Source organism: Aquabacterium sp. (assembly GCF_036279675.1).
GTDB lineage: Bacteria > Pseudomonadota > Gammaproteobacteria > Burkholderiales > Burkholderiaceae_C > Aquabacterium.
Genome location: NZ_DASUIS010000146.1, coordinates 77,704 through 97,913, shown reverse-complemented (window position 1 = coordinate 97,913; position 20,210 = coordinate 77,704). Strand labels below are relative to the sequence as shown.

The window sequence follows — 20,210 nt, the reverse complement described above, 5'->3', positions numbered from 1 at the left end:
GAACCCGAAATCGGGCGGCTTTTGAGAAAAAGCCTGTCACGGGAGGTCAGCCCTCAAGGCGTTCCCCGGCCTGATCACCTCGAACCGAGGTCCCTTTTTCAAAGAAACCGGGCGCATCAAACGCCCCCCGCGTGGCCTGACTCGCAGATGAGCCGCCTCAAATCGGCGTATCTGCACCAGGCGTTTCGTTCGGAAGCCATGCAAGGCCATCCGACCACAATCGATTGAAGAGATGGAAGTCCTCAATCCTCAGGATGCCCAGTGCGTTCTTGAAGCGGCGCTGATGTGCGCCCACCAGCCCATGACGGTGCGTGAGATGCGCCAGTTGTTCGACGACACGATGTCGGCGGACACAGTGCTGTCCCTGCTGGCTGAGTTGAGCGCGCGCTGGGAGGGGCGAGGGGTCGAGTTGCGTCAGACGGCGCACGGGTGGCGCTTTCAGACCCGTGCCGAGGTTCAGCCGCATCTGGATCGACTCAATCCTGAAAAACCGCCCAAGTACTCTCGTGCCACGCTGGAAACCTTGGCCATCATTGCCTACAAGCAACCGGTCACGCGTGGCGACATCGAAGACATCCGCGGCGTGACGGTGAGTTCCAACATCGTCAAGCAGCTTGAAGAGCGTGGCTGGATCGAGGTCATCGGGCACCGTGAGGCGCCCGGTCGGCCAGGCCTGTATGCCACCACGAAGCAGTTCCTGGACGACCTGGGGCTGGCTTCCCTGAACGAATTGCCGACGCTGGACGGTTTGCCGGTCAGCCAGGCCTTGTTGCCCGGGCTGGAAGAGTCCGAGCCGGAAGATGGGCCTGCCGATGAGGCTGGCCCGACCGAAGATCAGCCGTCTCTGCTGGAGTCGGATGCCGCTTTGTCACCTGATTTGATGCCCACCGAGCCCGTTGGCGACGTGGAAGAACTTGCCGTGGCTGACCTGCCTGTCGCGTCCGCTGCACCACTTGATGAACCGGCTGCTCCGTCTGAAGTGCAGGAGCCGACCGACACAGAACCCCATACCGATTTCCCTGCTCCATGACCACAGACAACGTGCCCATGCAAGAACCCAATGAACAGCCTTTGGTCACCGAAGAGGTGGTCAAGCCCAAGCGTACGCGTCGTACAAAGACGGCCGAAGAGGCCGCGCCCGTTGCGGAGGCCGTGACGGCGTCCGAAGAGGCTGCACCCGTCAAGAAGGCGGCCACTCGCCGCAAGAAGGTCGTGGCCGAAGCCGCGCCAGTGGACGGTGGCGCCGAGGTGGTGGCCGAGGTCGTCGCGGAAGCTGCCGAGCCCGTCAAGCCCAAGCGCGCACCGCGCAAGAAGGCTGTCGAGGCAGTGGAAGCGGCTGAAGCGCCGGTTGTGACCGAGTCGCCGGCGGCTGTGGCTGCGGAAGCATCTCGCGAGGAAGCCGCGCACGGCTTCATTCAACTGGCGCCGGAGACTGCGGGTGAAGGTGCTGCGCAAGCGGATGGCGAGCAGGCGCCCGCCGAAGGCGGCGCACCACGTGAAGCGCGCGAAGGCCGTGGCCGTCGTGACCGTGATCGTGGCGACCGTCAGCGCGGTCCTCGCGGCGATCGTCCTCCACGTGAAGAGCGCCAGGCCCTGTCGGGTGAGGGCGAGCAGATGGAAGGTGTTGCCAACGAGTCGTCTGACGAGTCCGGCGACGAGCAACGTCCGTCCCGCCGTGCCGCCATCGCGGCCGAACAGGCGACCGAGGTGTTTGCCGAGTTGCTCTCGGGCGACTTCGACAAGACCCACGAGGAAGAAGTGGCGGAAGCCGCTGCCGAAGACACCGGTCCCTACAAGCGCGTGCTGCGTCCCGAGCCCGATGCGCCCAAGCTCCAGAAGGTGCTGGCCCAGGCGGGTGTGGGTTCGCGTCGCGACATCGAGCAGATGATCGAAGACGGTCGCATCGAGGTCAATGACCAGGTGGCGCACATCGGTCAGCGCATTTCCTTTGGCGACCGCATCAAGGTGGCAGGTCGTCCGATCCGCGTGCGCATTGCGCCGCCGCCCGCGCGCATCCTGGCGTACCACAAGCCGACCGGTGAAGTGGTCACGCACGACGATCCGCAAGGTCGTCCGACGGTGTTCCAGCGTTTGCCACGCCTGCAAAACGGCAAGTGGATGTCGGTGGGGCGCCTGGACCTGAATACAGAAGGTCTGCTGCTGTTCACGAACTCCGGCGAACTGGCCAACCAGCTCATGCACCCGCGCTTTGGCGTGGAGCGTGAGTACGCCGTTCGCGTGCTGGGTACGCTGGACGAAGGTGCGCGCAACAAGCTCCTGACGGGCGTCGAGATCGAGGGCCAGTCGGCATCGTTCGTGTCCATCAGCAAAGGCGAAGGCGAAGGCGTGAACCAGTGGTACCGCGTGGTCATCACCGAAGGTCGCAACCGCGAAGTGCGCAAGTTGTTTGACGCCGTGGGCCTGACGGTCAACCGCCTGATCCGCGTGCGCTACGGCGCCATCGTGCTGCCGCGTGGCCTCAAGCGTGGCGTGTGGGTTGAACTGGGTGAATCCGACGTGCGTGCCGTGAAGTCGCTGGCGGGCATGGATCGCCAGGAGTTCGGCCAGGGGCAGGGTCAAGGCCAGGGTCGTGGCGGCAAGAACCAGCCACGCGGCCAGCAAGGTCAGGGCCAGGGGCAAGGCCAGCAGGGCTTCAAGAGCAAGCAGGGCGGCCGCGGTGGTCAGCCGCAGCAAGGCCAGGGTGGTCGTCCTCAGCAGGGCAACCAGGGTGGTCAAGGCGGCTATGGCAACAAGCAGCAACAGCGCGGCCCGCAGCAAGATCGCCAGCAGGACCGTCAGATGGCGCCTCGCCAGGACATGGACGATGACCTGGACCACATCGGACCCATCCCCAATCCGCTGGAGCAGACCTTCGACAAGCGCTTCGTGAAGGGCTCCAAGCGCATCACGTCGGGCTTTGGTCGTCCGGACCAGCAGGACCATGGCGGCGGCCAGAAGAAGGGCAGCGGCCCTCGTCAGCCGGATCCGCTGCAAACCTCCGTGGGCTACATCGGCGCCGATGCCTATTTCGGCAAGGCTGGTGGTGGTGGCCGTCGGGGCGGTGGTGGTGGCGGCGGCGGACGCGGTCGCCGTTGATTTTGCATGGTGGGATGCCGGGCGGCGTGGCCTCAGGGAAACCCGCGTTGACACCCCGCCTTTGAATACTTTTCACGCTCGGCACTGTCACTGACGCACAGTACAATGCCGGGTTTTGTCAAATCTGCAGATCTTTTCTGAGAATCAGGAGAACTAAATGGCTATCGAACGCACCCTCTCGATCATCAAACCCGACGCCGTTGCCAAGAACGTCATTGGCCAAATCATCAGCCGCTTCGAAGGCGCTGGCCTGAAGGTTGCCGCTGCCAAGCTGGTGCAGCTGTCGCAAGCTGAAGCCGAAGCTTTCTACGCTGTGCACGCTGCCCGTCCTTTCTTCAAGGATCTGGTGAGCTTCATGATCTCCGGCCCCGTGTTCGTGCAAGTGCTGGAAGGCGAAGGCGCCATCCTGAAGAACCGCGACCTGATGGGCGCCACCGACCCCAAGAAGGCCGAAAAGGGCACCATCCGTGCTGACTTCGCTGACAGCATCGACGCCAACGCCGTGCACGGTTCGGACGCGCCCGAAACCGCCGCCGTTGAAATCGCTTTCTTCTTCCCCGCTCTGAACGTCTACAGCCGTTAATTCGCTGTTGACCGTTTTCTGGTTCGAGAAGAAGTATGGACGCCGTCAATCTGCTTGACTATGACCTCGAGGGGTTGACCGCGTTCTGCGAGCAACTGGGTGAGAAGCGTTTTCGCGCCACCCAGTTGTTCCGCTGGATCCATCAGAAAGGTGCGACCGATTTCGATCAGATGTCGGATCTCGCCAAGTCGCTGCGCGGCAAGCTCCAGGGTGTGGCCACCCTCAAGCGTCTGCCCGTCATCAGCGAACACATCTCGTCGGATGGCACGATCAAGTGGCTGTTCGATGTGGGCGGCGGCAACGCTGTCGAAAGTGTCTACATTCCCGAAGACGACCGCGCCACGCTGTGCATCTCATCGCAGGCGGGTTGCGCCGTTGGTTGCCGTTTCTGCTCGACAGGCCATCAGGGTTTCAGTCGCAATCTCACCACGGGTGAGATCCTGGCCCAGTTGTGGCATGCCGAGCACGTGTTGCGTCAGCGCTTGAACACGTCCGAGCGCATCATCAGCAATGTGGTGATGATGGGCATGGGCGAGCCGCTGCAGAACTACAACGCGCTGGTGCCAGCCTTGAAGGTCATGCTCGATGACCACGGCTATGGCCTGTCGCGCCGCCGCGTCACGGTGTCCACCTCGGGTGTGGTGCCGATGATCGAGCGCCTGAAGACTGATTGCCCTGTTGCACTGGCCGTGTCGCTGCACGCGCCCAATGATGCCTTGCGCGACGAGCTGGTGCCCATCAACAAGAAGTACCCGATTCACGAATTGCTCGATACCTGCCGCGATTACCTGCAGGCAGCACCGCGCGATTTCATCACCTTCGAATACTGCATGCTCGATGGTGTCAACGACACCGATGCGCATGCCCGCGAGCTGATCGCCCTGGTCAAGGGCAAGATCAACTGCAAGTTCAACCTGATTCCCTTCAATCCCTTCCCTCAGTCGGGCTTGCATCGTTCTCAGAATGAGCGCGTGCAGGCGTTTGCGCGCCTGCTGGCCGACGCCGGGATCGTCACCACGGTTCGCAAGACGCGTGGCGACGACATCGATGCTGCTTGCGGGCAGCTGGCGGGCGAAGTGCAGGATCGCACCAATGCGCGAGATCGCATGTTGCGTCAACCTGTCGAGGCCAAGGTGGCATCCCCGAAGCCCGGGGAACGCAACCGTCACGCGCATTGATGCGCGCTCAGGCGAGGACAGGGGCGCTGGAGCCTCTACACTGAACCCTTTTCAAGGAGACTGCTGCATGAGGATGCTTCGCTCGGTGGTGTTGACAGCTTGCACGCTGGGTGCCTTCATGGCTGGCCTGGGGCAACTGGGCGGCTGCGCCGGAGGTCCTGCGTCGCGGGTGTCGTCTTCTGGCGACATCGTCACCGCCTCGGATGAGGGTGATGTGCAAAAGCGCGCGCGCATTCGCATGGAGCTGGCTTCCACGTATTACGCGCAAGGGCAGTACAACACCGCGCTGGATGAGTTGAAGCAGGCGGTGGCCATCGATCCGTCCTTACCCGATGCCTACGAGATGCGCGCGCTGATTTATGACGCGATGGGCGATGACGCGCGTGCCGTGTCGAACTACAAGCAAGCCTTGTCGCTCGATGCGCGCAACGGCAGCGTCTTGCACAACTACGGCTGGTACCTGTGTCGCAAGCGCCAGTTTGCCGAAGCCGATGCCTTGTTCGAGCGTGCAGCGTCCTTGCCGCAAACGGTGTCCACCAGCAAGACGCTGTTGGCGCGCGGTGTGTGCCAGATCAGCGCCGGCCTGTACCCCGAGGCTGAAAAGACGCTGGTGCACTCGTACGAGCTTGATCCATCCAATCCGGCAACCGCCTTCAACCTGGCTTCCGTGCTGTATCGCCGGGGCGAGCTGGAGCGTGCACGTTTCTACATTCGGCGCGTGAACAATGTGCCCGCCCAGGTGACGGCAGAGTCGCTGTGGCTGGCCATCCGCATCGAGCACAAGCTGGGCAATGCCAATGGTCGCGATGAGATGTCGGCGCAACTGCGCAGCCGATTCCCGACGGCGCGCGAGGCCAATGCCATGGAGCTAGGGAGGTTTGATGACTGAGCCCACGCCCATCATCCTGTCTTCGCCGGATGCCGGCAATCGGGGTGCGGGGGAAATCCTGCGTCTGGCCCGCGAGGCCCAGAACATGACACTCGAGGGGCTGGCCTCGACCATCAAGGTCACGCCCGCCAAGCTGGAGGCGCTCGAGCAGGGGCAGTACGACCGCCTGCCTGACGCCAACTTCACACGTGCGCTGGCCATGACGGTGTGTCGCGCCTTGAAGCTGGATCCGACCGAGGTGCTGGCGGCCTTGCCTGCTGCGCGCCCGACTGCGCTGGCGGAGGGCAAGCCACCTCTGAATCAGCCGTTCAAGGACGTGCGCGGGGGTTCCCCGCTGTTCGATCGTCAGTGGGACTGGTCTGCGCTGCTGAGCTTCAAGTGGCTGGCGCCCATCGTGTTGCTAGCCGGCGCTGTGGCGATCTACGTCCTGCCGGACTCGGTCGATGTGCCAGCCTGGGTGCAAAAGGTGTTGCAGACCGCGCCGAAGCCGACGGAAACCGCTGTCGTGGAGTCGTCCGCCTCCGCGGTGGAGGCGTCTGCCTCCGAAGCATCCGCGCCTGAGCCTGTCGTGGAGCCTGCCTCTGGTGTAGCTCCTGCAGTGTCAGCGACGGTGGCGGCGCCAGGGGCATCGTCGTCGCTGGTGCTCGACTCGGCCGACGCGGGTGCATCTGCGCCTGTCCCAGCCGCCGTGCCTGATCCCCGGTTGGCTCCGGTTGCGGCTGCCTCTGCGGTCACGCAGGCCGCCAGCGGTACGACCACCTCGGGGCCGCTGGTCCTGACCGTGACCGAGGCCTCCTGGATCGAGGTTCGTGACGCCAAGGGCGTGAAGCTGCTGTCTCAGCAGGTCCGTCCCGGCGAGACCTTGTCGCTCAACGGCACGCCCCCTCTCAAGGCCCTGGTTGGCAATGCCGCGGGTGTCAACATGAGCTACAAGGGGCAGCGCGTTGATCTGGTGTCACAGACGCACAACAATGTGGCCCGCGTGGAATTGAAATGACTCTGGAAAATCACCGCCTCATCGACATCGCCCGACCGGCTGCGCGCCGTTCGCGGCAGGCCCGTGTCGTGTGGGGTTCTCGTGTGGTCACCATTGGCGGCGATGCGCCTGTGCGCGTCCAGTCGATGACCAACACGGATACCGTGGACGTGATCGGCACGGCCATTCAGGTCAAGGAACTGGTCCTGGCCGGCTCCGAGCTGGTGCGCATCACGGTGAACACGCCGGAGGCTGCCGAGGCCGTGCCGCATGTGCGCGAGCAACTCGATCGCATGGGCATCGATGTGCCTCTGGTGGGCGATTTCCACTACAACGGGCACCGTCTGCTCACCGATTACCCGGCTTGTGCCGAAGCCTTGTCCAAGTACCGGATCAATCCGGGCAATGTGGGCAAGGGTGACAAGGGTGATCGCCAGTTTGCTCAGATGATCGAAGTGGCCATGCGCTACAACAAGCCTGTTCGCATCGGTGTGAACTGGGGCAGCCTGGATCAGGAGTTGCTGGCGTCCCTGATGGACGAAAACGCCCGCAGTGCCGATCCATGGGATGCACAGCAGGTCATGTACCAGGCGCTGATCAGCTCAGCCCTGCAGTCGGCGCAAGCAGCGCGCGAACTGGGCATGGCGCCTGAACAGATCATCCTGTCTTGCAAGGTCAGTGGCGTGCAGGATCTGATCAGTGTCTACCGTGGTCTGGCCGATCGCTGCGACTACCCGCTGCATCTGGGGCTGACCGAAGCCGGCATGGCCACCAAAGGCACGGTGGCATCGGCCACGGCGCTGTCCATCCTGCTGCAGGAAGGCATTGGCGACACCATTCGCGTGTCCCTGACGCCTCAGCCCGGCGAGGCGCGCACGCAAGAGGTCGTGGTGGCGCTGGAGATCCTGCAGGCCCTGGGGCTGCGCACCTTCGTGCCCAGCGTGACCGCCTGCCCAGGCTGCGGTCGCACCACGAGCACCACCTTCCAGGAACTGGCCAAGCAGATCGATGACTTCCTGCGCGCCCAGATGCCCGTCTGGCGCAGCCAGTACCCCGGTGTCGAAAAGCTGAAGGTGGCCGTGATGGGTTGCATCGTCAACGGCCCGGGCGAGAGCAAGCATGCCGACATCGGCATCAGCCTGCCTGGCAATGGCGAGGCGCCTGCTGCCCCCGTGTTCATTGACGGTGAGAAGGCCATGACCCTGCGTGGCGAGCGCATCGCCGAAGAATTCCAGCAGATCGTCCAGAGCTATATCGATCGCCGTTTCAACAAGGCTGAATCCGCCTCCTGAGCGGCTGCCTGACTCCCTACGCAAAAGAAGAAGATCCCATCCATGGCCGAGATTTTGAAAGCCATCAAAGGCATGAACGACATCCTGCCGCCGGAATCGGCGCGCTGGGAATGGCTGGAAGACGTGGTGCGCAAGGTGATGCGTCGCTACGGCTACCAGAACATGCGCACCCCCATCGTGGAGCCCACGGCCTTGTTCGTGCGCGGCCTGGGCGAGGTGACCGACATCGTCGAAAAGGAGATGTACTCCTTTGAAGACAGCCTCAATGGCGACAAGCTCACGCTGCGCCCCGAAGGCACGGCCGGTTCCGTGCGGGCCATCATCGAGCACAACTTCCTGTACGAAGGCGGCAAGCGCCTGTACTACATCGGCCCGATGTTCCGCCACGAGCGTCCTCAGAAGGGGCGCTACCGTCAGTTCCACCAGGTGGGGGCCGAGGTGCTGGGCTTTGCCGGCCCCGATGTGGACGCCGAGCTGATCCTGATGACCGCCGCACTGTGGCGTGACCTGGGCCTGGAGATCGGTCGCGACGTCTCGCTGCAGATCAACTCCCTGGGGCAGCCGGAAGAGCGCAAGGCGCACCGCGCGGCCTTGATCACCTACCTGGAATCGCACGCCGAGTTGCTGGATGAAGAGGCGCGTCGTCGCCTGCACACCAATCCGCTGCGCATCCTGGACACGAAGAACCCCGCCATGCAGGCCATCGTGGAAGGTGCGCCCAAGCTGATCGATTTTCTGGGCGAGGCCTCGCTGGAGCATTTCGGCGCCATCAAGCACGTGCTGGACGTGGCGGGCGTGCCGTATCAGGTCAACACGCGCCTGGTGCGCGGCATGGATTACTACAACCTCACCGTGTTCGAGTGGGTGACCGACAAGCTGGGCGCCCAGGGCACGGTGTGTGGCGGTGGTCGCTACGACGGCCTGATCGAGCAACTCGGTGGCAAGCCCGCGCCAGCCGTGGGTTGGGGGCTGGGGATGGAGCGCCTGTTGCTGCTCTTGCAGGAAGTGGGTATCGAATCACCGTCCACGGCGCCGGACGCCTTTGCCGTCGTGTTCACCGGTGCCCCGATGGCCACTGTGCTGACCACGATCGAGGGGCTGCGCGCCAAGGGTGTGCAGGTGGTCCTCAATCCCGCGGGCAAGGATGGCCCGGCCAGCCCCAAGTCCCAGTTCAAGAAGGCCGACGCCAGTGGCGCCCGGTTTGCCCTGATTTTCGGGCCTGACGAAGTGGCCCAAGGGCAGGTTGCCATCAAGCCGCTGCGTGACGGTGGCGAGCAACTGACGCGTCCGCTTGATGCCACTGGGGATTGGGCTGAGCTTCTGCTGCCTTCCTCGCGGTCATAATCCTCGGCTTTTACACCTACACAAACGGGAACCGTCATGGCGACCTACGATCTCGAACAACAGGAACAGCTTGATCAGTTCAAGCACTTCTGGAAGCAGTACGGCAACCTGATCACCTGGGTGCTGGTTCTCGCCTTGGGCGCCTACGCAGCCTGGTCCTACTACCTGTACTGGCAACAGCAACGCGGCACAGCTGCAGCCGCCCTGTACGAAGAGCTGGACCGAGCTGCCCTGACGGGCAACGCAGACAAGGTGGCCCAGATCTTTGGCGACATGAAGGACAAGTACGCTGGCGCCACCTTCACCGAGCAAGGTGCCTTGCTGGCCGCGAAGGTCGAAGTCGACAACAAGAAGGTCGATGAAGGCAAGGCCACGTTGCAATGGCTGGTCAGCGGTGGCAAGAACGCCAACCTGGTGGCCGTCGCGCGCCTGCGTCTGGCTGGCCTGCAGATGGACGCCAAACAGTACGACGAAGCACTCAAGACGCTGTCGGGTGATCTGCCTGCCGATTTTGTGCCACTGGCGGACGACCGTCGCGGTGACATCCTGATGGCCCAGGGCAAGAAGGAAGAAGCTGCGAAGGCCTACCTGGCTGCCTGGAAGGGCGTCGATGCCACCGTGGAATACCGCCGCTTCATCGAAAGCAAGCTGACGGCACTGGGCCAACCGCCTGCGCCGCTGCGCAGCAAGGTGGCGCCTGAAGGTGCTGGCGCTGCTGCAGGCATGCCGCCTGGCCTGGCCCCCACGAACTGATCTTTCTGATACTGTCCCCGTCTGGCTGCACTTTCAACCGGACGCTGTCCTGGAATCCCTCATGACCCTGATTCGTGCCAACCTGGTGAATTTGTCCCCGGTCGCCTCTCGCCTGACCAGGCTGGCCCTGTCGGCCGCCGTGGTGGCGGTGCTGGCGGCCTGCGGTTCCAGCAAGCCGAGCCCGGCAGCACTGGAATCGTTGACGCCGACCGTGCGCGTGGCGACGCAGTGGTCCCACCGCATTGGCTCGGTGGAAGGTCAGCAGATTCTGGCCGCGCGCAATGGTCAGGTGACGGCAGCCAGCTCCGATGGCGACATCGTGTCTTTCGACATCGCTTCGGGCAAGGAGCGCTGGCGCGCCAAGGCTGGTGCCGACCTGACGGCTGCCGTGGGCAGCGATGGTCGCTACGCCGCCGTGGTGACGCAAGCCAATGAGCTGCTTGCCTTTGACCAGGGCAAGCAGGTGTGGCGTGAGAAGCTGCCAGGCCGCGTGATCACCGCCCCTCTGGTGGCCGGTGAACGGGTGTTCATCCAGTCGGTCGATCGCAGCGTGCGTGCCTATGACGTGCTGGATGGCCGCTGGCTGTGGCAATACCAGCGTCCAGGTGGCGAGCCGCTGGCTCTGGCCAATGCCGGTGTCATCACGGCTTTCCGTGACACCTTGCTGGTGGGGCAGGGCCCACGTCTGGTCGGTCTGGATCCTCTCAAGGGTACGGTCCGCTTTGATGTGAATGTGGGCACACCTCGTGGCACGAACGAAGTCGAGCGTCTCGCCGACCTCGTGGGGCCGCTGGCGCGCGTGGACGACGAAGCCTGTGTGCGCACCTTCCAGTTGAATGTAGCCTGCCTGGAGCTCAACCGTGGTTCGCTGCGCTGGAGTCGTCCGCAAGCAGGGCGGATGGCCGTCGCGGCCGACGAACGCATCGTGGTGGGCGCCGATGGTGCCGATCGCCTCACGGCCTGGAAGGCCGAGAATGGCGACTTGCTGTGGCGTGTCGACCGTTTCACTTACCGTAGCCTGAGTGCGCCGGCTGTCTGGGGCAACCGTGTTGTCGTGGGCGACGGCAAGGATTACCTGCATGTGCTGGCCGCCGATGACGGCCGCACCGTGGGCCGCATCGAACTGGATGCCCCGCTTGTCGCGGCGCCCGTCGTCGATGGTGACACCCTGCTGGTTCTCACCCGCAAGGGCACGCTGTACGCCTTGCGTGCCAATTGATCTGTTAGCTGAAATTTCATGAAACCAGTTATTGCCTTGGTCGGACGACCCAACGTCGGCAAATCGACGTTGTTCAACCGGATGACCAAGAGCCGCGATGCCATCGTGGCCGACTTTGCCGGCCTGACCCGTGACCGTCACTACGGTGAGGGGAAGCTCGGCTCGCACGAATTCATCGTCATCGATACAGGTGGCTTCGAGCCTGAGTGCACCTCGGGCATCTTCAAGGAGATGGCCAAGCAGACGCGCCAGGCCGTGGCGGAAGCCGATGCCGTGATCTTTGTCGTCGATGCCCGCAATGGCCTGTCGGCACAGGACCACGACATCGCCAAGTACCTGCGCACCGCCAACAAGAAGGTGCTGTTGGCTGCCAACAAGGCGGAAGGCATGCAGACCGGCCCGCAACTGGCCGAGTTCTATGAGCTGGGCATCGGTGAGCCGATCCCGGTGTCGGCCGCGCACGGGCAGGGCATCCGAAGCCTGGTCGACATGTCTCTGGAAGGTTTCTTCCCCGAGGAAGACGAGGATGACCTGGTCGACGGCCGCGACTGGCGCGAGATGGACCTCGACAAGCCCATCCGTCTGGCTGTGGCCGGGCGTCCCAACGTCGGCAAGTCCACCTTGATCAACACCTGGCTGGGTGAAGAGCGTCTGGTGGCCTTCGACATGCCCGGCACCACGCGGGACGCCATCAGCGTGCCATTCGAGCGTGAAGGCAAGCGTTTCGAGTTGATCGACACGGCAGGTCTGCGCCGCAAGGGCAAGGTGTTCGAGGCCATCGAGAAGTTCTCCGTGGTCAAGACCCTGCAGGCAATTTCCGACGCCAACGTGGTGTTGCTGCTGGTGGATGCCACGCAGGGTGTGACCGAGCAGGATGCGCACATTGCCGGCTTCGTGCTGGAATCCGGCCGCGCCGTGGTGATTGCCATCAACAAGTGGGATGCAGTTGACAGCTATCAGCGCGAGATGCTGCAGCGCTCGATCGAGCAGCGTCTGGCCTTCCTGAAGTTTGCACCCGTGCTGCACATCTCGGCCATCAAGCGCCAGGGCCTGGGGCCCCTGTGGAAGGCCATCACGGCCGCCTGGGTCTCGGCCACCAAAAAACTGCCGACGCCGGTGCTCACGCGCCTGCTGCAGGAGGCTGTGCAGTTCCAGCAGCCCAAGCTGGCTGGCGCGTATCGCCCCAAGCTGCGTTACGCCCACCAGGGCGGTCAGAACCCGCCCATCATCGTCATCCACGGCAATTCGCTGGAGCACATCAGCGCTGCCTATCAACGCTATCTGGAAGGGCGTTTCCGCGAGCATTTCAAGCTCACCGGCACGCCCTTGCGTATCGAGTTCAAGTCGTCGCAGAATCCGTTTGCCGACAAGGAACAATAACCCTGGCCACCTGAAAGTGGCGCTGGGCGAAGGCATTTAACCCCGCACAGCGTCATCGATCACATAACCATATCCGGTCAGGTGACGGGGACTGTGTTAAGGTGGCAAATCCGAAACTTTTCAACACGGAGCATATCGTGAGCAACAAAGGGCAACTCCTACAAGACCCCTTCCTGAACCTTTTGCGCAGAGAACATGTGCCGGTGTCCATTTACCTGGTCAACGGCATCAAACTCCAGGGACATATCGAATCGTTCGACCAGTACGTCGTGTTGCTCCGCAATACCGTCACGCAAATGGTCTACAAGCACGCCATTTCCACGGTGGTGCCTGGGCGTGCGGTGAATTTCCACGCCAGCGAATCGACCGAAGACTGATCAGCGAAAGCTGAGCAGTTTTTCTCAACCAGCCGACCCAAGCCCTGACGCCTTGACGACCTCCTCTTCAACGTCTGTGCTTCATCCTTCCGAGGATCCCCGGGTCGTGCTGGTCGGGGTCGATCTGGGCCCCGGCTCATCCTTTGACCCCACATTGGACGAACTGGCATTGCTGGCCGAGTCTGCGGGTGACCAACCCGTGGCCAAAGTCACCGCCAAGCGCAAGGCACCTGACGCGGCCTTGTTTGTTGGCTCCGGCAAAGCCGACGAGATCAAGTCGATCGTGGACCTGTACCAGGCTCACGGTGTGATCTTCGATCAGGCACTTTCGCCCGCCCAGCAACGCAACCTGGAACGCCATCTGGGCGTCGAGGTGCTGGATCGCACGGGCCTCATTCTCGAAATTTTTGGTGCACGCGCGCGCAGCCATGAGGGCAAGCTGCAGGTCGAGCTCGCTCGTCTGCAATACCTCTCCACGCGCCTGGTGCGCCGCTGGTCCCACCTGGAGCGGCAACGTGGTGGCGTGGGCCACCGTGGCGGCCCGGGCGAAACGCAGATCGAGCTGGATCGCCGGATGATCGACGCCAAGATCAAGTCGCTCAAGGCCAGCCTCATCAAGGTCAAGAGGCAGCGCAATACGCAACGCCGGTCGCGTGAACGTACCGGCGCGTTTCGCGTCTCCCTGGTGGGCTACACCAACGCGGGCAAGTCCACGCTGTTCAACGCCTTGACCAAGGCAGGTACGTACGCGGCCAACCAGCTGTTTGCCACGCTGGATACCACCACGCGCCAGTTGTTTCTGGCCGAAGCGCAGCGCAGCGTGACCCTGTCCGACACCGTGGGCTTCATTCGCGATCTCCCGCACTCTCTGGTCGAGTCCTTCGAGGCCACCTTGCAGGAAGCGGCAGAAGCCGATCTCCTGCTGCACGTGGTGGATGCCGCCAGCCCGGTTCTGCACGAGCAGATCGACGAGGTGCTGCGCGTGCTCGACAGCATCGGCGCGGGCGAACTGCCTCAGGTGCTGGTGTTCAACAAGAGTGACTGCCTTGACGCACACCAGCAGCCGCGGGTGTTGCGCGATATTTACGAATTGCCCTCGGGGCGCCGTTGCGTACGTGTGTTTGTCAGCGCGCTCAAGGGCGAAGGCCTGGATGTGTTGCGCGGGGTACTCGCTGAAGCGGCATTGCACGGGCTGGAAGGTGTTCCTGGTGCCAATCAGCCACCAGATCCCCGTTTCGACATGCACAATCCCATCGACGCAGAGGTGCCCAGTCCGGCGTACCCTGCTTATCCGACAATCCGAACATGAACATGCAATCCATGGAAACGGGTTCTCCGTCTGAACCAGCTCGCCCGGGGGCGATCAATGCCGTGGCATCCGCTGCCTGGCAGCTGGTCCGGTTTTCTTATGGCGCGACCCGGCGCTTGAGCTGGTTGGGCCTGAAGGCCGTCCGCGAGGCGACGCCTGGTCTGGCTCGTCCGCAGGGCATGCGCAGCGAGCGCAATGACGGCCCGCCCGACCTGGATGAGCTGTGGCGCGATCTCAATCGCAAGCTGTCCGGCATTTTCTCCGGTCGTCCTGGTGGCGGTGACAGCGGTCCTGGCGGCAACATGACGCCTGATCCGACCGGTGCAGGTATCGGCATTGGGCTGGTGTTGGGTCTGATTGCGCTGGTCTGGCTGGGCAGCGGCTTTTTCATCGTTCAGGAAGGCCAGCAGGCTGTGGTGATGACCTTCGGGCGCTACAGCCACAAGGTGGACGCTGGTTTCCAGTGGCGTGCGCCGTTCCCCTTCCAGAGCCACGAACTGGTCAACCTGACCCAGTTGCGCTCCATTGATGTGGGCAGCAACTCGGTCATGCAGGCCACGGGCTTGCGCGATTCGTCGATGTTGACACGAGACGAGAACATCGTCGACATCCGCTTCACGGTCCAGTACCGTCTGTCCGATGCCCGTGAGTACCTGTTCGAGAACCGTAACTCCGACGAGGCCGTGCTTCAGGCAGCAGAGTCGGCCGTGCGTGAAATCGTGGGCAACAGCACGATGGATTCGGTGTTGTACGAGCAACGTGATGCCATCGCCACCGAACTGGTCAAGTCGATTCAGCATCAGGTCAACAAGCTCAAGGCCGGCGTGACGATTGCCAACGTGAACGTCCAGAGCGTCCAGGCGCCAGAGCAGGTTCAGGCAGCGTTTGACGACGCGTTCAAGGCCGGCGCCGACCGCGAGCGCCTGAAGAACGAAGGCCAGGCCTACGCCAACGACGTGATCCCCAAGGCCCAGGGCACGGCGGCCCGCCTGCGTGAAGAAGCCGCTGGTTACGCCGCGCGCGTGGTGGCCCAGGCTGAAGGTGATGCGCAACGCTTCAAATCCGTGCTGGCCGAGTACCAGAAGGCCCCGGGCGTGACCCGTGACCGCCTCTACATCGACACCATGCAGCAGATCTACAGCAACGTCACCAAGGTGATGGTGGATTCGCGTCAAGGCAGCAACCTGCTGTACCTGCCGCTGGACAAGCTGATGCAGTTGTCTTCGCCAGCCGGTACCGCACCGGTGACGCCTGTGCCGCCCGCAACGCAGGGCAGCGGCACGACGGGCAGTGGCACAGCCGATCTGCCTGCTTCCTCAGGCCCTACGCTGGGTACGCAGGATGCCCGTTCGCGGGACGGCCTGCGCAGCCGCGATCGTGACGCTCGCTAAGCGGCACGCAGCAAGGACAGCAAGGAATCTGACATGAATCGATTAGGCATCATCCTTGGCGGCGTAGTGCTGGCCATCATCATCTCGGCATCGACTTTGTTCATCGTGGACCAGCGGGAATTCGCCGTGGTCTACGCGCTGGGTGAAATCAAGGAAGTGATCACCGAGCCCGGCCTCAAGGCCAAGTTGCCCGCCCCGTTGCAGAACGTCGTGCGCCTGGATCGCCGCGTGCAGACGCTGGACAGCCCCGAGTCACGCCCCATCTTCACGGCCGAGAAGAAGAGCCTGGTGATCGACTGGCTGGTGAAATGGCGTGTGGTCGAACCCAAGCAGTTCATTCGCAACAACGGCGTGGACCTGCGCAATGCAGAGAACCGCCTGTCGCCCATCGTGCAGGCTGCCCTCAACGAGGAAGTGACCAAGCGCACGGTCGGCTCGATGCTGTCTTCCGAGCGTGACAAGGTGATGCAAGGTGTGATCAAGCGCCTGGCCGACGACGCCAAGTCTTTCGGCATCGAGATCGTGGACGTGCGCATCAAGCGTGTGGATTTCGCCGTCAACATCACCGAGTCGGTTTATCGCCGCATGGAGTCCGAGCGCAAGCGCGCGGCCAACGAGCTGCGCTCAACCGGTGGTGCCGAGGGTGAAAAGATCCGCGCCGATGCCGATCGTCAGCGTGAAATCATCGTGGCCGAGGCTTACCGTGATGCGCAAAAGATCAAGGGTGACGGCGATGCCAAGGCGTCTGCCATCTACGCTGATGCCTTCGGCAAGGACCCGCAGTTCGCGCAGTTCTATCGCAGCCTGGAAGCCTACCGTTCCACATTCCGCAACAAGACGGACGTCATGGTGCTGGACCCCAGCAGCGAGTTTTTCAAGGCCATGCGCGGCAACAGCGCGCCTGCACCTGCAGGCAAGAAGTGACCGTCTGACGGCGCTACGCTTGTTCGCACATGTCTGACGCGATCTGGATCGCACTGGCTTTGTTGCTGGTGCTGGAAGGCCTGATGCCCGCCATCAACCCTGGTGGCTGGCGTCGCATGTTCGAGCAGATCATGCAGCTCAATGACCAGCAGATCCGCACCGTCGGCCTGGTGAGCATGGTGCTGGGTCTGGTCATGCTCTGGGTGCTGCAATAGCCCTAAAGCGCGCGCCTTGAGGCCCTGTTTCACGGGTATGAGTGTGTCGGATTGGTAAACCGACGTCATCCCCCTGTAGAATCTCGTTTTTAACCCCCACACGTTTTCCTATGTCGTCTGCTTGGCTGTTGCCAGAGCACATTGCTGACGTTTTGCCTGCGCAGGCGCGTCGCGTGGAAGAGTTGCGCCGCGTCTGGCTGGATGCGGCCCGCAGCTACGGCTACGAACTGGTCATGCCGCCGCTGCTCGAGCACATCGAGTCGCTGCTGTCCGGTACGGGGCACGCTCTGGATCTCAAAACCTTCAAGCTGGTCGACCAGCTCAGCGGCCGCACCCTGGGGGTACGCGCTGACGCCACCCCGCAGGTGGCGCGCATCGACGCTCACCTGCTCAATCGTGATGGTGTGACCCGCCTGTGCTACTGCGGCCCCGTGCTGCACACGCGCCCGGCCACGCCCCAGTCCAGCCGTGAACCCCTGCAACTGGGCGCCGAGATCTATGGCCATGCCGGCCTGGAAGCGGATCTGGAGTCCACCGAGCTGGCGCTGGAAGGCTTGCGTGCCACCGGTCTGTCTGGCCTGGTCATCGATCTGGCCGATGTCCGTCTGGTCAATGGCGTGCTCGCCGGCTTGGGCGTGCCCACCCTGGACACCGCTACCCACAACGCGTTGGTGCTGGCCTTGACCACCAAGGATGTCGGCACGCTGCGAGAGCTGGCTGCACAGGGCCCGCTGGCCACCGTGCCGGCTGCCGCTGATGTGCTGGTGCGTCTGACCAGCCTGTTTGGCGGCGAAGAGGTGCTGGCCCAGGCGCGCGCCGTGCTGCCACAGCATGCCCTGGTGGACGCTGCACTGAACGATCTGACCTGGCTGGCTGCGCAATTGCGCCATGCCCAGCCTGAAGTCTCCGTGGGCTTCGATCTCTCCGATCTGAGTGGCTATGCCTACTACAGCGGTACCCGATTTGCCATCTACGCGCGGGGGCACGCTGATGCCCTGGTGCGTGGTGGCCGCTACGACGAGGTGGGGGCGGTTTTTGGCCGTCGCCGTCCCGCCGTGGGCTTCAGTCTCGACCTGAAGATCCTGGCTGATCTGCTGGCTGGCCTTCAAGGGCTGGCTGTGCGCTCGGCCGTGCGTGCACCCTGGGGTGAAGACCCCGCCTTGCGCGAGGCCGTGCGCGCTTTGAGAGGGCAGGGCCACACCGTGGTGTGCGTGCTGCCCGGACATGAACACGACGTCCAGGAATTCGACTGCGATCGCGAACTCGCGCTGGTCGATGGACGCTGGTCGGTGCGCGCGCTCTAAGCGCCCCGATCCTTTCAAGCGAAACAGGAATACGCCATGCAAAGCACTTCCGCGTCGGTACGTCCCGACTCCGCATCCGCCCGCAACGTCGTGGTCGTCGGCACCCAATGGGGTGACGAAGGCAAGGGCAAGGTGGTCGACTGGTTGACCGACCATGCCGCAGCGGTCGTTCGATTTCAGGGCGGTCACAACGCCGGCCACACGCTGGTCATCAACGGCAAGAAGACGGCCCTGCAACTGATTCCCTCGGGCATCATGCGCGAAGGCGTGGCCTGCTACATCGGCAACGGCGTGGTGGTGGATCCCACCCACCTGCTGTCCGAGATCGAGCGCCTGGAAGCCGCTGGCCTGAACGTGCGCTCGCGCCTGTTCATCAGCGAGTCCTGCCCCCTGATCCTGCCTTTTCACGTTCAGGTGGACAAGGCTCGCGAAGCCCTGCGTGAAACCAGCGGCAGCGGCAAGATCGGCACCACCGGCAAGGGCATCGGCCCGGCCTACGAAGACAAGGTGGCCCGCCGTGCACTGCGCGTGCAGGATCTGAAGCACCCCGAGCGCTTCGCTGCGAAGCTGAAGGAGCTGCTGGATCTGCATAACTTTGCACTCACTGGCTACCTGAAGTCCGAGGCACTTGAGTTCCAGCCCATCTATGACCAGGCCATGAAGGCCGCCGAGCAGATCCTGCCCATGCTGGCTGACGTCGGCGTGAAGATCCATGGTCACAATGTGGCCGGCGGCAGTGTGCTGTTCGAAGGCGCGCAGGGCACACTGCTGGACATCGACCACGGCACCTATCCCTTCGTGACCTCCAGCAACTGCGTGGCCGGCAATGCCGCCGCGGGTTCGGGTGTCGGTCCGGACAAGCTGCACTACATCCTCGGCATCACAAAGGCTTACACCACACGTGTTGGCAGTGGCCCGTTCCCGACCGAACTCGAGTGGGATGTGCCTGACACCGTCGGCTACCACCTGTCCACCGTGGGCCAGGAGCGTGGCACCGTGACCGGCCGCGCACGTCGTTGTGGCTGGCTGGATGCCGCAGCGCTGAAGCGCTCGGTGCTGATCAATGGCGTCTCCGGCGTCTGCATCACCAAGCTGGACGTGCTGGATGGTCTCAAGGAGATCAAGGTCTGCACAGGCTACATGCTCAACGGCCAGCGCATCGACATCCTGCCGCTGGACGCTGATGAGATCGTCGCCTGCGAACCCATCTACGAAACCTTCCCGGGCTGGGAAGGCACCACCTTCGGTATCACCGAGTGGGACAAGCTGCCCGCCAATGCGCGTGCATACCTCGAGTGCGTGCAAGGCCTGATTGGCGCGCCCATCGACATGGTGTCCACTGGCCCCGACCGCGATCACACCATCCTGTTGCGTCACCCTTACAAAGGCTGATCGGCACACTGCGGTCAATCACGTTTTGCCCATACCTTCGCAACTCAGCAAGAAAGACGTTCTCATGCTCACTGACGACGGCAAGCACCTGTATGTGTCCTGGGAGGAGTATCACCAGCTCACCGAGCGCCTGGCTCTGAAGGTCCATGCCTCCGGCTGGGAGTTTGATCAGATCCTGTGCCTGGCTCGTGGTGGCATGCGCCCTGGCGACGTGCTGTCGCGCATCTTCGATCGTCCGCTGGGCATCATGTCCACGAGTTCTTATCGCGATGACGGCGGCACCTTGCAGGGCCGCCTGGACATGGCCAAGTACATCACCATGCCCAAGGGTGAGCTGGCTGGCCGCGTGCTGCTGGTCGATGACCTGGCTGATTCGGGGGTGACCCTGCGTGCCGTGGTGGATCGTCTGCGCAGCATGCCGGCCATCACCGAATTGCGCTCGGCCGTGATCTGGGTGAAGGGGGTGTCTACCTACACGCCCGATTACTACGTGGACACCTTGCCGACGAGCCCCTGGATTCACCAGCCGTTCGAAGAGTACGACACGCTGCGTCCCGAGGCCTTGCTCAAGCGCTACAAGGTCTGAGC

General features: G+C 63.2%; 19 protein-coding genes. All 19 read left to right on the top strand.

Annotation, left to right across the window (positions count from 1 at the left end):
* The first annotated feature begins 232 nt into the window (after nucleotides 1-232).
* Nucleotides 233-1,030 carry an SMC-Scp complex subunit ScpB gene (gene scpB, locus VFW93_RS17035; protein WP_329695142.1) on the top strand — a complete coding sequence of 266 codons (798 nt, stop codon included), beginning with the start codon at nucleotides 233-235 and terminating at the stop codon, nucleotides 1,028-1,030.
* On the top strand, nucleotides 1,027-3,096 hold the full coding sequence (gene rluB / locus VFW93_RS17030; RefSeq protein ID WP_329695141.1) for a 23S rRNA pseudouridine(2605) synthase RluB: 2,070 nt from the start codon (nucleotides 1,027-1,029) through the stop codon (nucleotides 3,094-3,096). Before scpB ends, rluB begins: the two co-directional genes overlap by 4 nt.
* 157 nt (nucleotides 3,097-3,253) lie before the next feature.
* Nucleotides 3,254-3,679 carry a nucleoside-diphosphate kinase gene (gene ndk, locus VFW93_RS17025; protein ID WP_329695140.1) on the top strand — a complete coding sequence of 142 codons (426 nt, stop codon included), beginning with the start codon at nucleotides 3,254-3,256 and terminating at the stop codon, nucleotides 3,677-3,679.
* Between the two features lie 35 nt (nucleotides 3,680-3,714).
* Nucleotides 3,715-4,857, top strand: coding sequence for a 23S rRNA (adenine(2503)-C(2))-methyltransferase RlmN (gene rlmN, locus VFW93_RS17020; protein WP_329695139.1), 1,143 nt, complete (start codon nucleotides 3,715-3,717; stop codon nucleotides 4,855-4,857).
* A 67-nt stretch (nucleotides 4,858-4,924) separates the two neighbouring features.
* A complete protein-coding gene (gene pilW, locus VFW93_RS17015; protein WP_329695138.1) occupies nucleotides 4,925-5,746 on the top strand; it encodes a type IV pilus biogenesis/stability protein PilW in 822 nt (273 codons plus the stop codon).
* Nucleotides 5,739-6,743 (top strand): helix-turn-helix domain-containing protein, encoded by a 1,005-nt coding sequence (locus VFW93_RS17010; RefSeq protein ID WP_329695137.1) that lies wholly within the window; start codon nucleotides 5,739-5,741, stop codon nucleotides 6,741-6,743. Before pilW ends, VFW93_RS17010 begins: the two co-directional genes overlap by 8 nt.
* Entirely contained in the window at nucleotides 6,740-8,014 is a 1,275-nt protein-coding gene (ispG, locus tag VFW93_RS17005) for a flavodoxin-dependent (E)-4-hydroxy-3-methylbut-2-enyl-diphosphate synthase (protein WP_329695136.1), read from the top strand. The genes VFW93_RS17010 and ispG overlap by 4 nt, the downstream gene beginning before the upstream one ends.
* A 42-nt stretch (nucleotides 8,015-8,056) precedes the next feature.
* Nucleotides 8,057-9,358: a histidine--tRNA ligase gene (hisS, locus tag VFW93_RS17000; RefSeq protein ID WP_329695135.1), complete on the top strand. Its 1,302-nt coding sequence runs from the start codon at nucleotides 8,057-8,059 to the stop codon at nucleotides 9,356-9,358.
* Between the two features lie 36 nt (nucleotides 9,359-9,394).
* Nucleotides 9,395-10,111 (top strand): tetratricopeptide repeat protein, encoded by a 717-nt coding sequence (locus tag VFW93_RS16995; RefSeq protein WP_329695134.1) that lies wholly within the window; start codon nucleotides 9,395-9,397, stop codon nucleotides 10,109-10,111.
* Nucleotides 10,112-10,172: 61 nt separating this feature from the next.
* Nucleotides 10,173-11,330, top strand: a complete 1,158-nt coding sequence (gene bamB, locus VFW93_RS16990) for an outer membrane protein assembly factor BamB (protein WP_329695133.1) — start codon at nucleotides 10,173-10,175, stop codon at nucleotides 11,328-11,330.
* Nucleotides 11,331-11,348: 18 nt separating this feature from the next.
* Nucleotides 11,349-12,710, top strand: coding sequence for a ribosome biogenesis GTPase Der (der, locus tag VFW93_RS16985; protein ID WP_329695132.1), 1,362 nt, complete (start codon nucleotides 11,349-11,351; stop codon nucleotides 12,708-12,710).
* A gap of 137 nt (nucleotides 12,711-12,847) precedes the next feature.
* The gene (gene hfq / locus VFW93_RS16980; RefSeq protein WP_290639920.1) at nucleotides 12,848-13,087 is read left to right on the top strand and encodes an RNA chaperone Hfq; all 240 of its coding nucleotides are present in this window, start codon (nucleotides 12,848-12,850) and stop codon (nucleotides 13,085-13,087) included.
* A 106-nt stretch (nucleotides 13,088-13,193) separates the two neighbouring features.
* Nucleotides 13,194-14,396 carry a GTPase HflX gene (gene hflX / locus VFW93_RS16975; protein WP_329695131.1) on the top strand — a complete coding sequence of 401 codons (1,203 nt, stop codon included), beginning with the start codon at nucleotides 13,194-13,196 and terminating at the stop codon, nucleotides 14,394-14,396.
* 179 nt (nucleotides 14,397-14,575) lie between these two features.
* Nucleotides 14,576-15,787 carry an FtsH protease activity modulator HflK gene (hflK, locus tag VFW93_RS16970; RefSeq protein WP_329695154.1) on the top strand — a complete coding sequence of 404 codons (1,212 nt, stop codon included), beginning with the start codon at nucleotides 14,576-14,578 and terminating at the stop codon, nucleotides 15,785-15,787.
* A 33-nt stretch (nucleotides 15,788-15,820) separates the two neighbouring features.
* Nucleotides 15,821-16,711, top strand: coding sequence for a protease modulator HflC (gene hflC / locus VFW93_RS16965; protein WP_329695130.1), 891 nt, complete (start codon nucleotides 15,821-15,823; stop codon nucleotides 16,709-16,711).
* A 29-nt stretch (nucleotides 16,712-16,740) separates the two neighbouring features.
* Complete coding sequence (locus VFW93_RS16960; RefSeq protein WP_329695129.1) at nucleotides 16,741-16,926, top strand: DUF2065 domain-containing protein; 186 nt, start codon at nucleotides 16,741-16,743, stop codon at nucleotides 16,924-16,926.
* Nucleotides 16,927-17,036: 110 nt separating this feature from the next.
* Nucleotides 17,037-18,230: an ATP phosphoribosyltransferase regulatory subunit gene (locus tag VFW93_RS16955; RefSeq protein WP_329695128.1), complete on the top strand. Its 1,194-nt coding sequence runs from the start codon at nucleotides 17,037-17,039 to the stop codon at nucleotides 18,228-18,230.
* A gap of 36 nt (nucleotides 18,231-18,266) precedes the next feature.
* Complete coding sequence (locus tag VFW93_RS16950) at nucleotides 18,267-19,622, top strand: adenylosuccinate synthase (RefSeq protein ID WP_329695127.1); 1,356 nt, start codon at nucleotides 18,267-18,269, stop codon at nucleotides 19,620-19,622.
* Nucleotides 19,623-19,686: 64 nt separating this feature from the next.
* Entirely contained in the window at nucleotides 19,687-20,208 is a 522-nt protein-coding gene (locus VFW93_RS16945) for a phosphoribosyltransferase (protein WP_329695126.1), read from the top strand.
* The last annotated feature ends 2 nt before the right edge of the window (nucleotides 20,209-20,210 follow it).

What these genes read in the sequence shown, in the direction of transcription:
- scpB (WP_329695142.1), top strand. Translation starts at nt 233, where the DNA reads ATGGAAGTCCTCAATCCTCAGGATGCCCAGTGCGTTCTTGAAGCGGCG.
- rluB (WP_329695141.1), top strand. Translation starts at nt 1,027, where the DNA reads ATGACCACAGACAACGTGCCCATGCAAGAACCCAATGAACAGCCTTTG.
- ndk (WP_329695140.1), top strand. Translation starts at nt 3,254, where the DNA reads ATGGCTATCGAACGCACCCTCTCGATCATCAAACCCGACGCCGTTGCC.
- rlmN (WP_329695139.1), top strand. Translation starts at nt 3,715, where the DNA reads ATGGACGCCGTCAATCTGCTTGACTATGACCTCGAGGGGTTGACCGCG.
- pilW (WP_329695138.1), top strand. Translation starts at nt 4,925, where the DNA reads ATGAGGATGCTTCGCTCGGTGGTGTTGACAGCTTGCACGCTGGGTGCC.
- VFW93_RS17010 (WP_329695137.1), top strand. Translation starts at nt 5,739, where the DNA reads ATGACTGAGCCCACGCCCATCATCCTGTCTTCGCCGGATGCCGGCAAT.
- ispG (WP_329695136.1), top strand. Translation starts at nt 6,740, where the DNA reads ATGACTCTGGAAAATCACCGCCTCATCGACATCGCCCGACCGGCTGCG.
- hisS (WP_329695135.1), top strand. Translation starts at nt 8,057, where the DNA reads ATGGCCGAGATTTTGAAAGCCATCAAAGGCATGAACGACATCCTGCCG.
- VFW93_RS16995 (WP_329695134.1), top strand. Translation starts at nt 9,395, where the DNA reads ATGGCGACCTACGATCTCGAACAACAGGAACAGCTTGATCAGTTCAAG.
- bamB (WP_329695133.1), top strand. Translation starts at nt 10,173, where the DNA reads ATGACCCTGATTCGTGCCAACCTGGTGAATTTGTCCCCGGTCGCCTCT.
- der (WP_329695132.1), top strand. Translation starts at nt 11,349, where the DNA reads ATGAAACCAGTTATTGCCTTGGTCGGACGACCCAACGTCGGCAAATCG.
- hflK (WP_329695154.1), top strand. Translation starts at nt 14,576, where the DNA reads ATGCGCAGCGAGCGCAATGACGGCCCGCCCGACCTGGATGAGCTGTGG.
- hflC (WP_329695130.1), top strand. Translation starts at nt 15,821, where the DNA reads ATGAATCGATTAGGCATCATCCTTGGCGGCGTAGTGCTGGCCATCATC.
- VFW93_RS16960 (WP_329695129.1), top strand. Translation starts at nt 16,741, where the DNA reads ATGTCTGACGCGATCTGGATCGCACTGGCTTTGTTGCTGGTGCTGGAA.
- VFW93_RS16955 (WP_329695128.1), top strand. Translation starts at nt 17,037, where the DNA reads ATGTCGTCTGCTTGGCTGTTGCCAGAGCACATTGCTGACGTTTTGCCT.
- VFW93_RS16950 (WP_329695127.1), top strand. Translation starts at nt 18,267, where the DNA reads ATGCAAAGCACTTCCGCGTCGGTACGTCCCGACTCCGCATCCGCCCGC.
- VFW93_RS16945 (WP_329695126.1), top strand. Translation starts at nt 19,687, where the DNA reads ATGCTCACTGACGACGGCAAGCACCTGTATGTGTCCTGGGAGGAGTAT.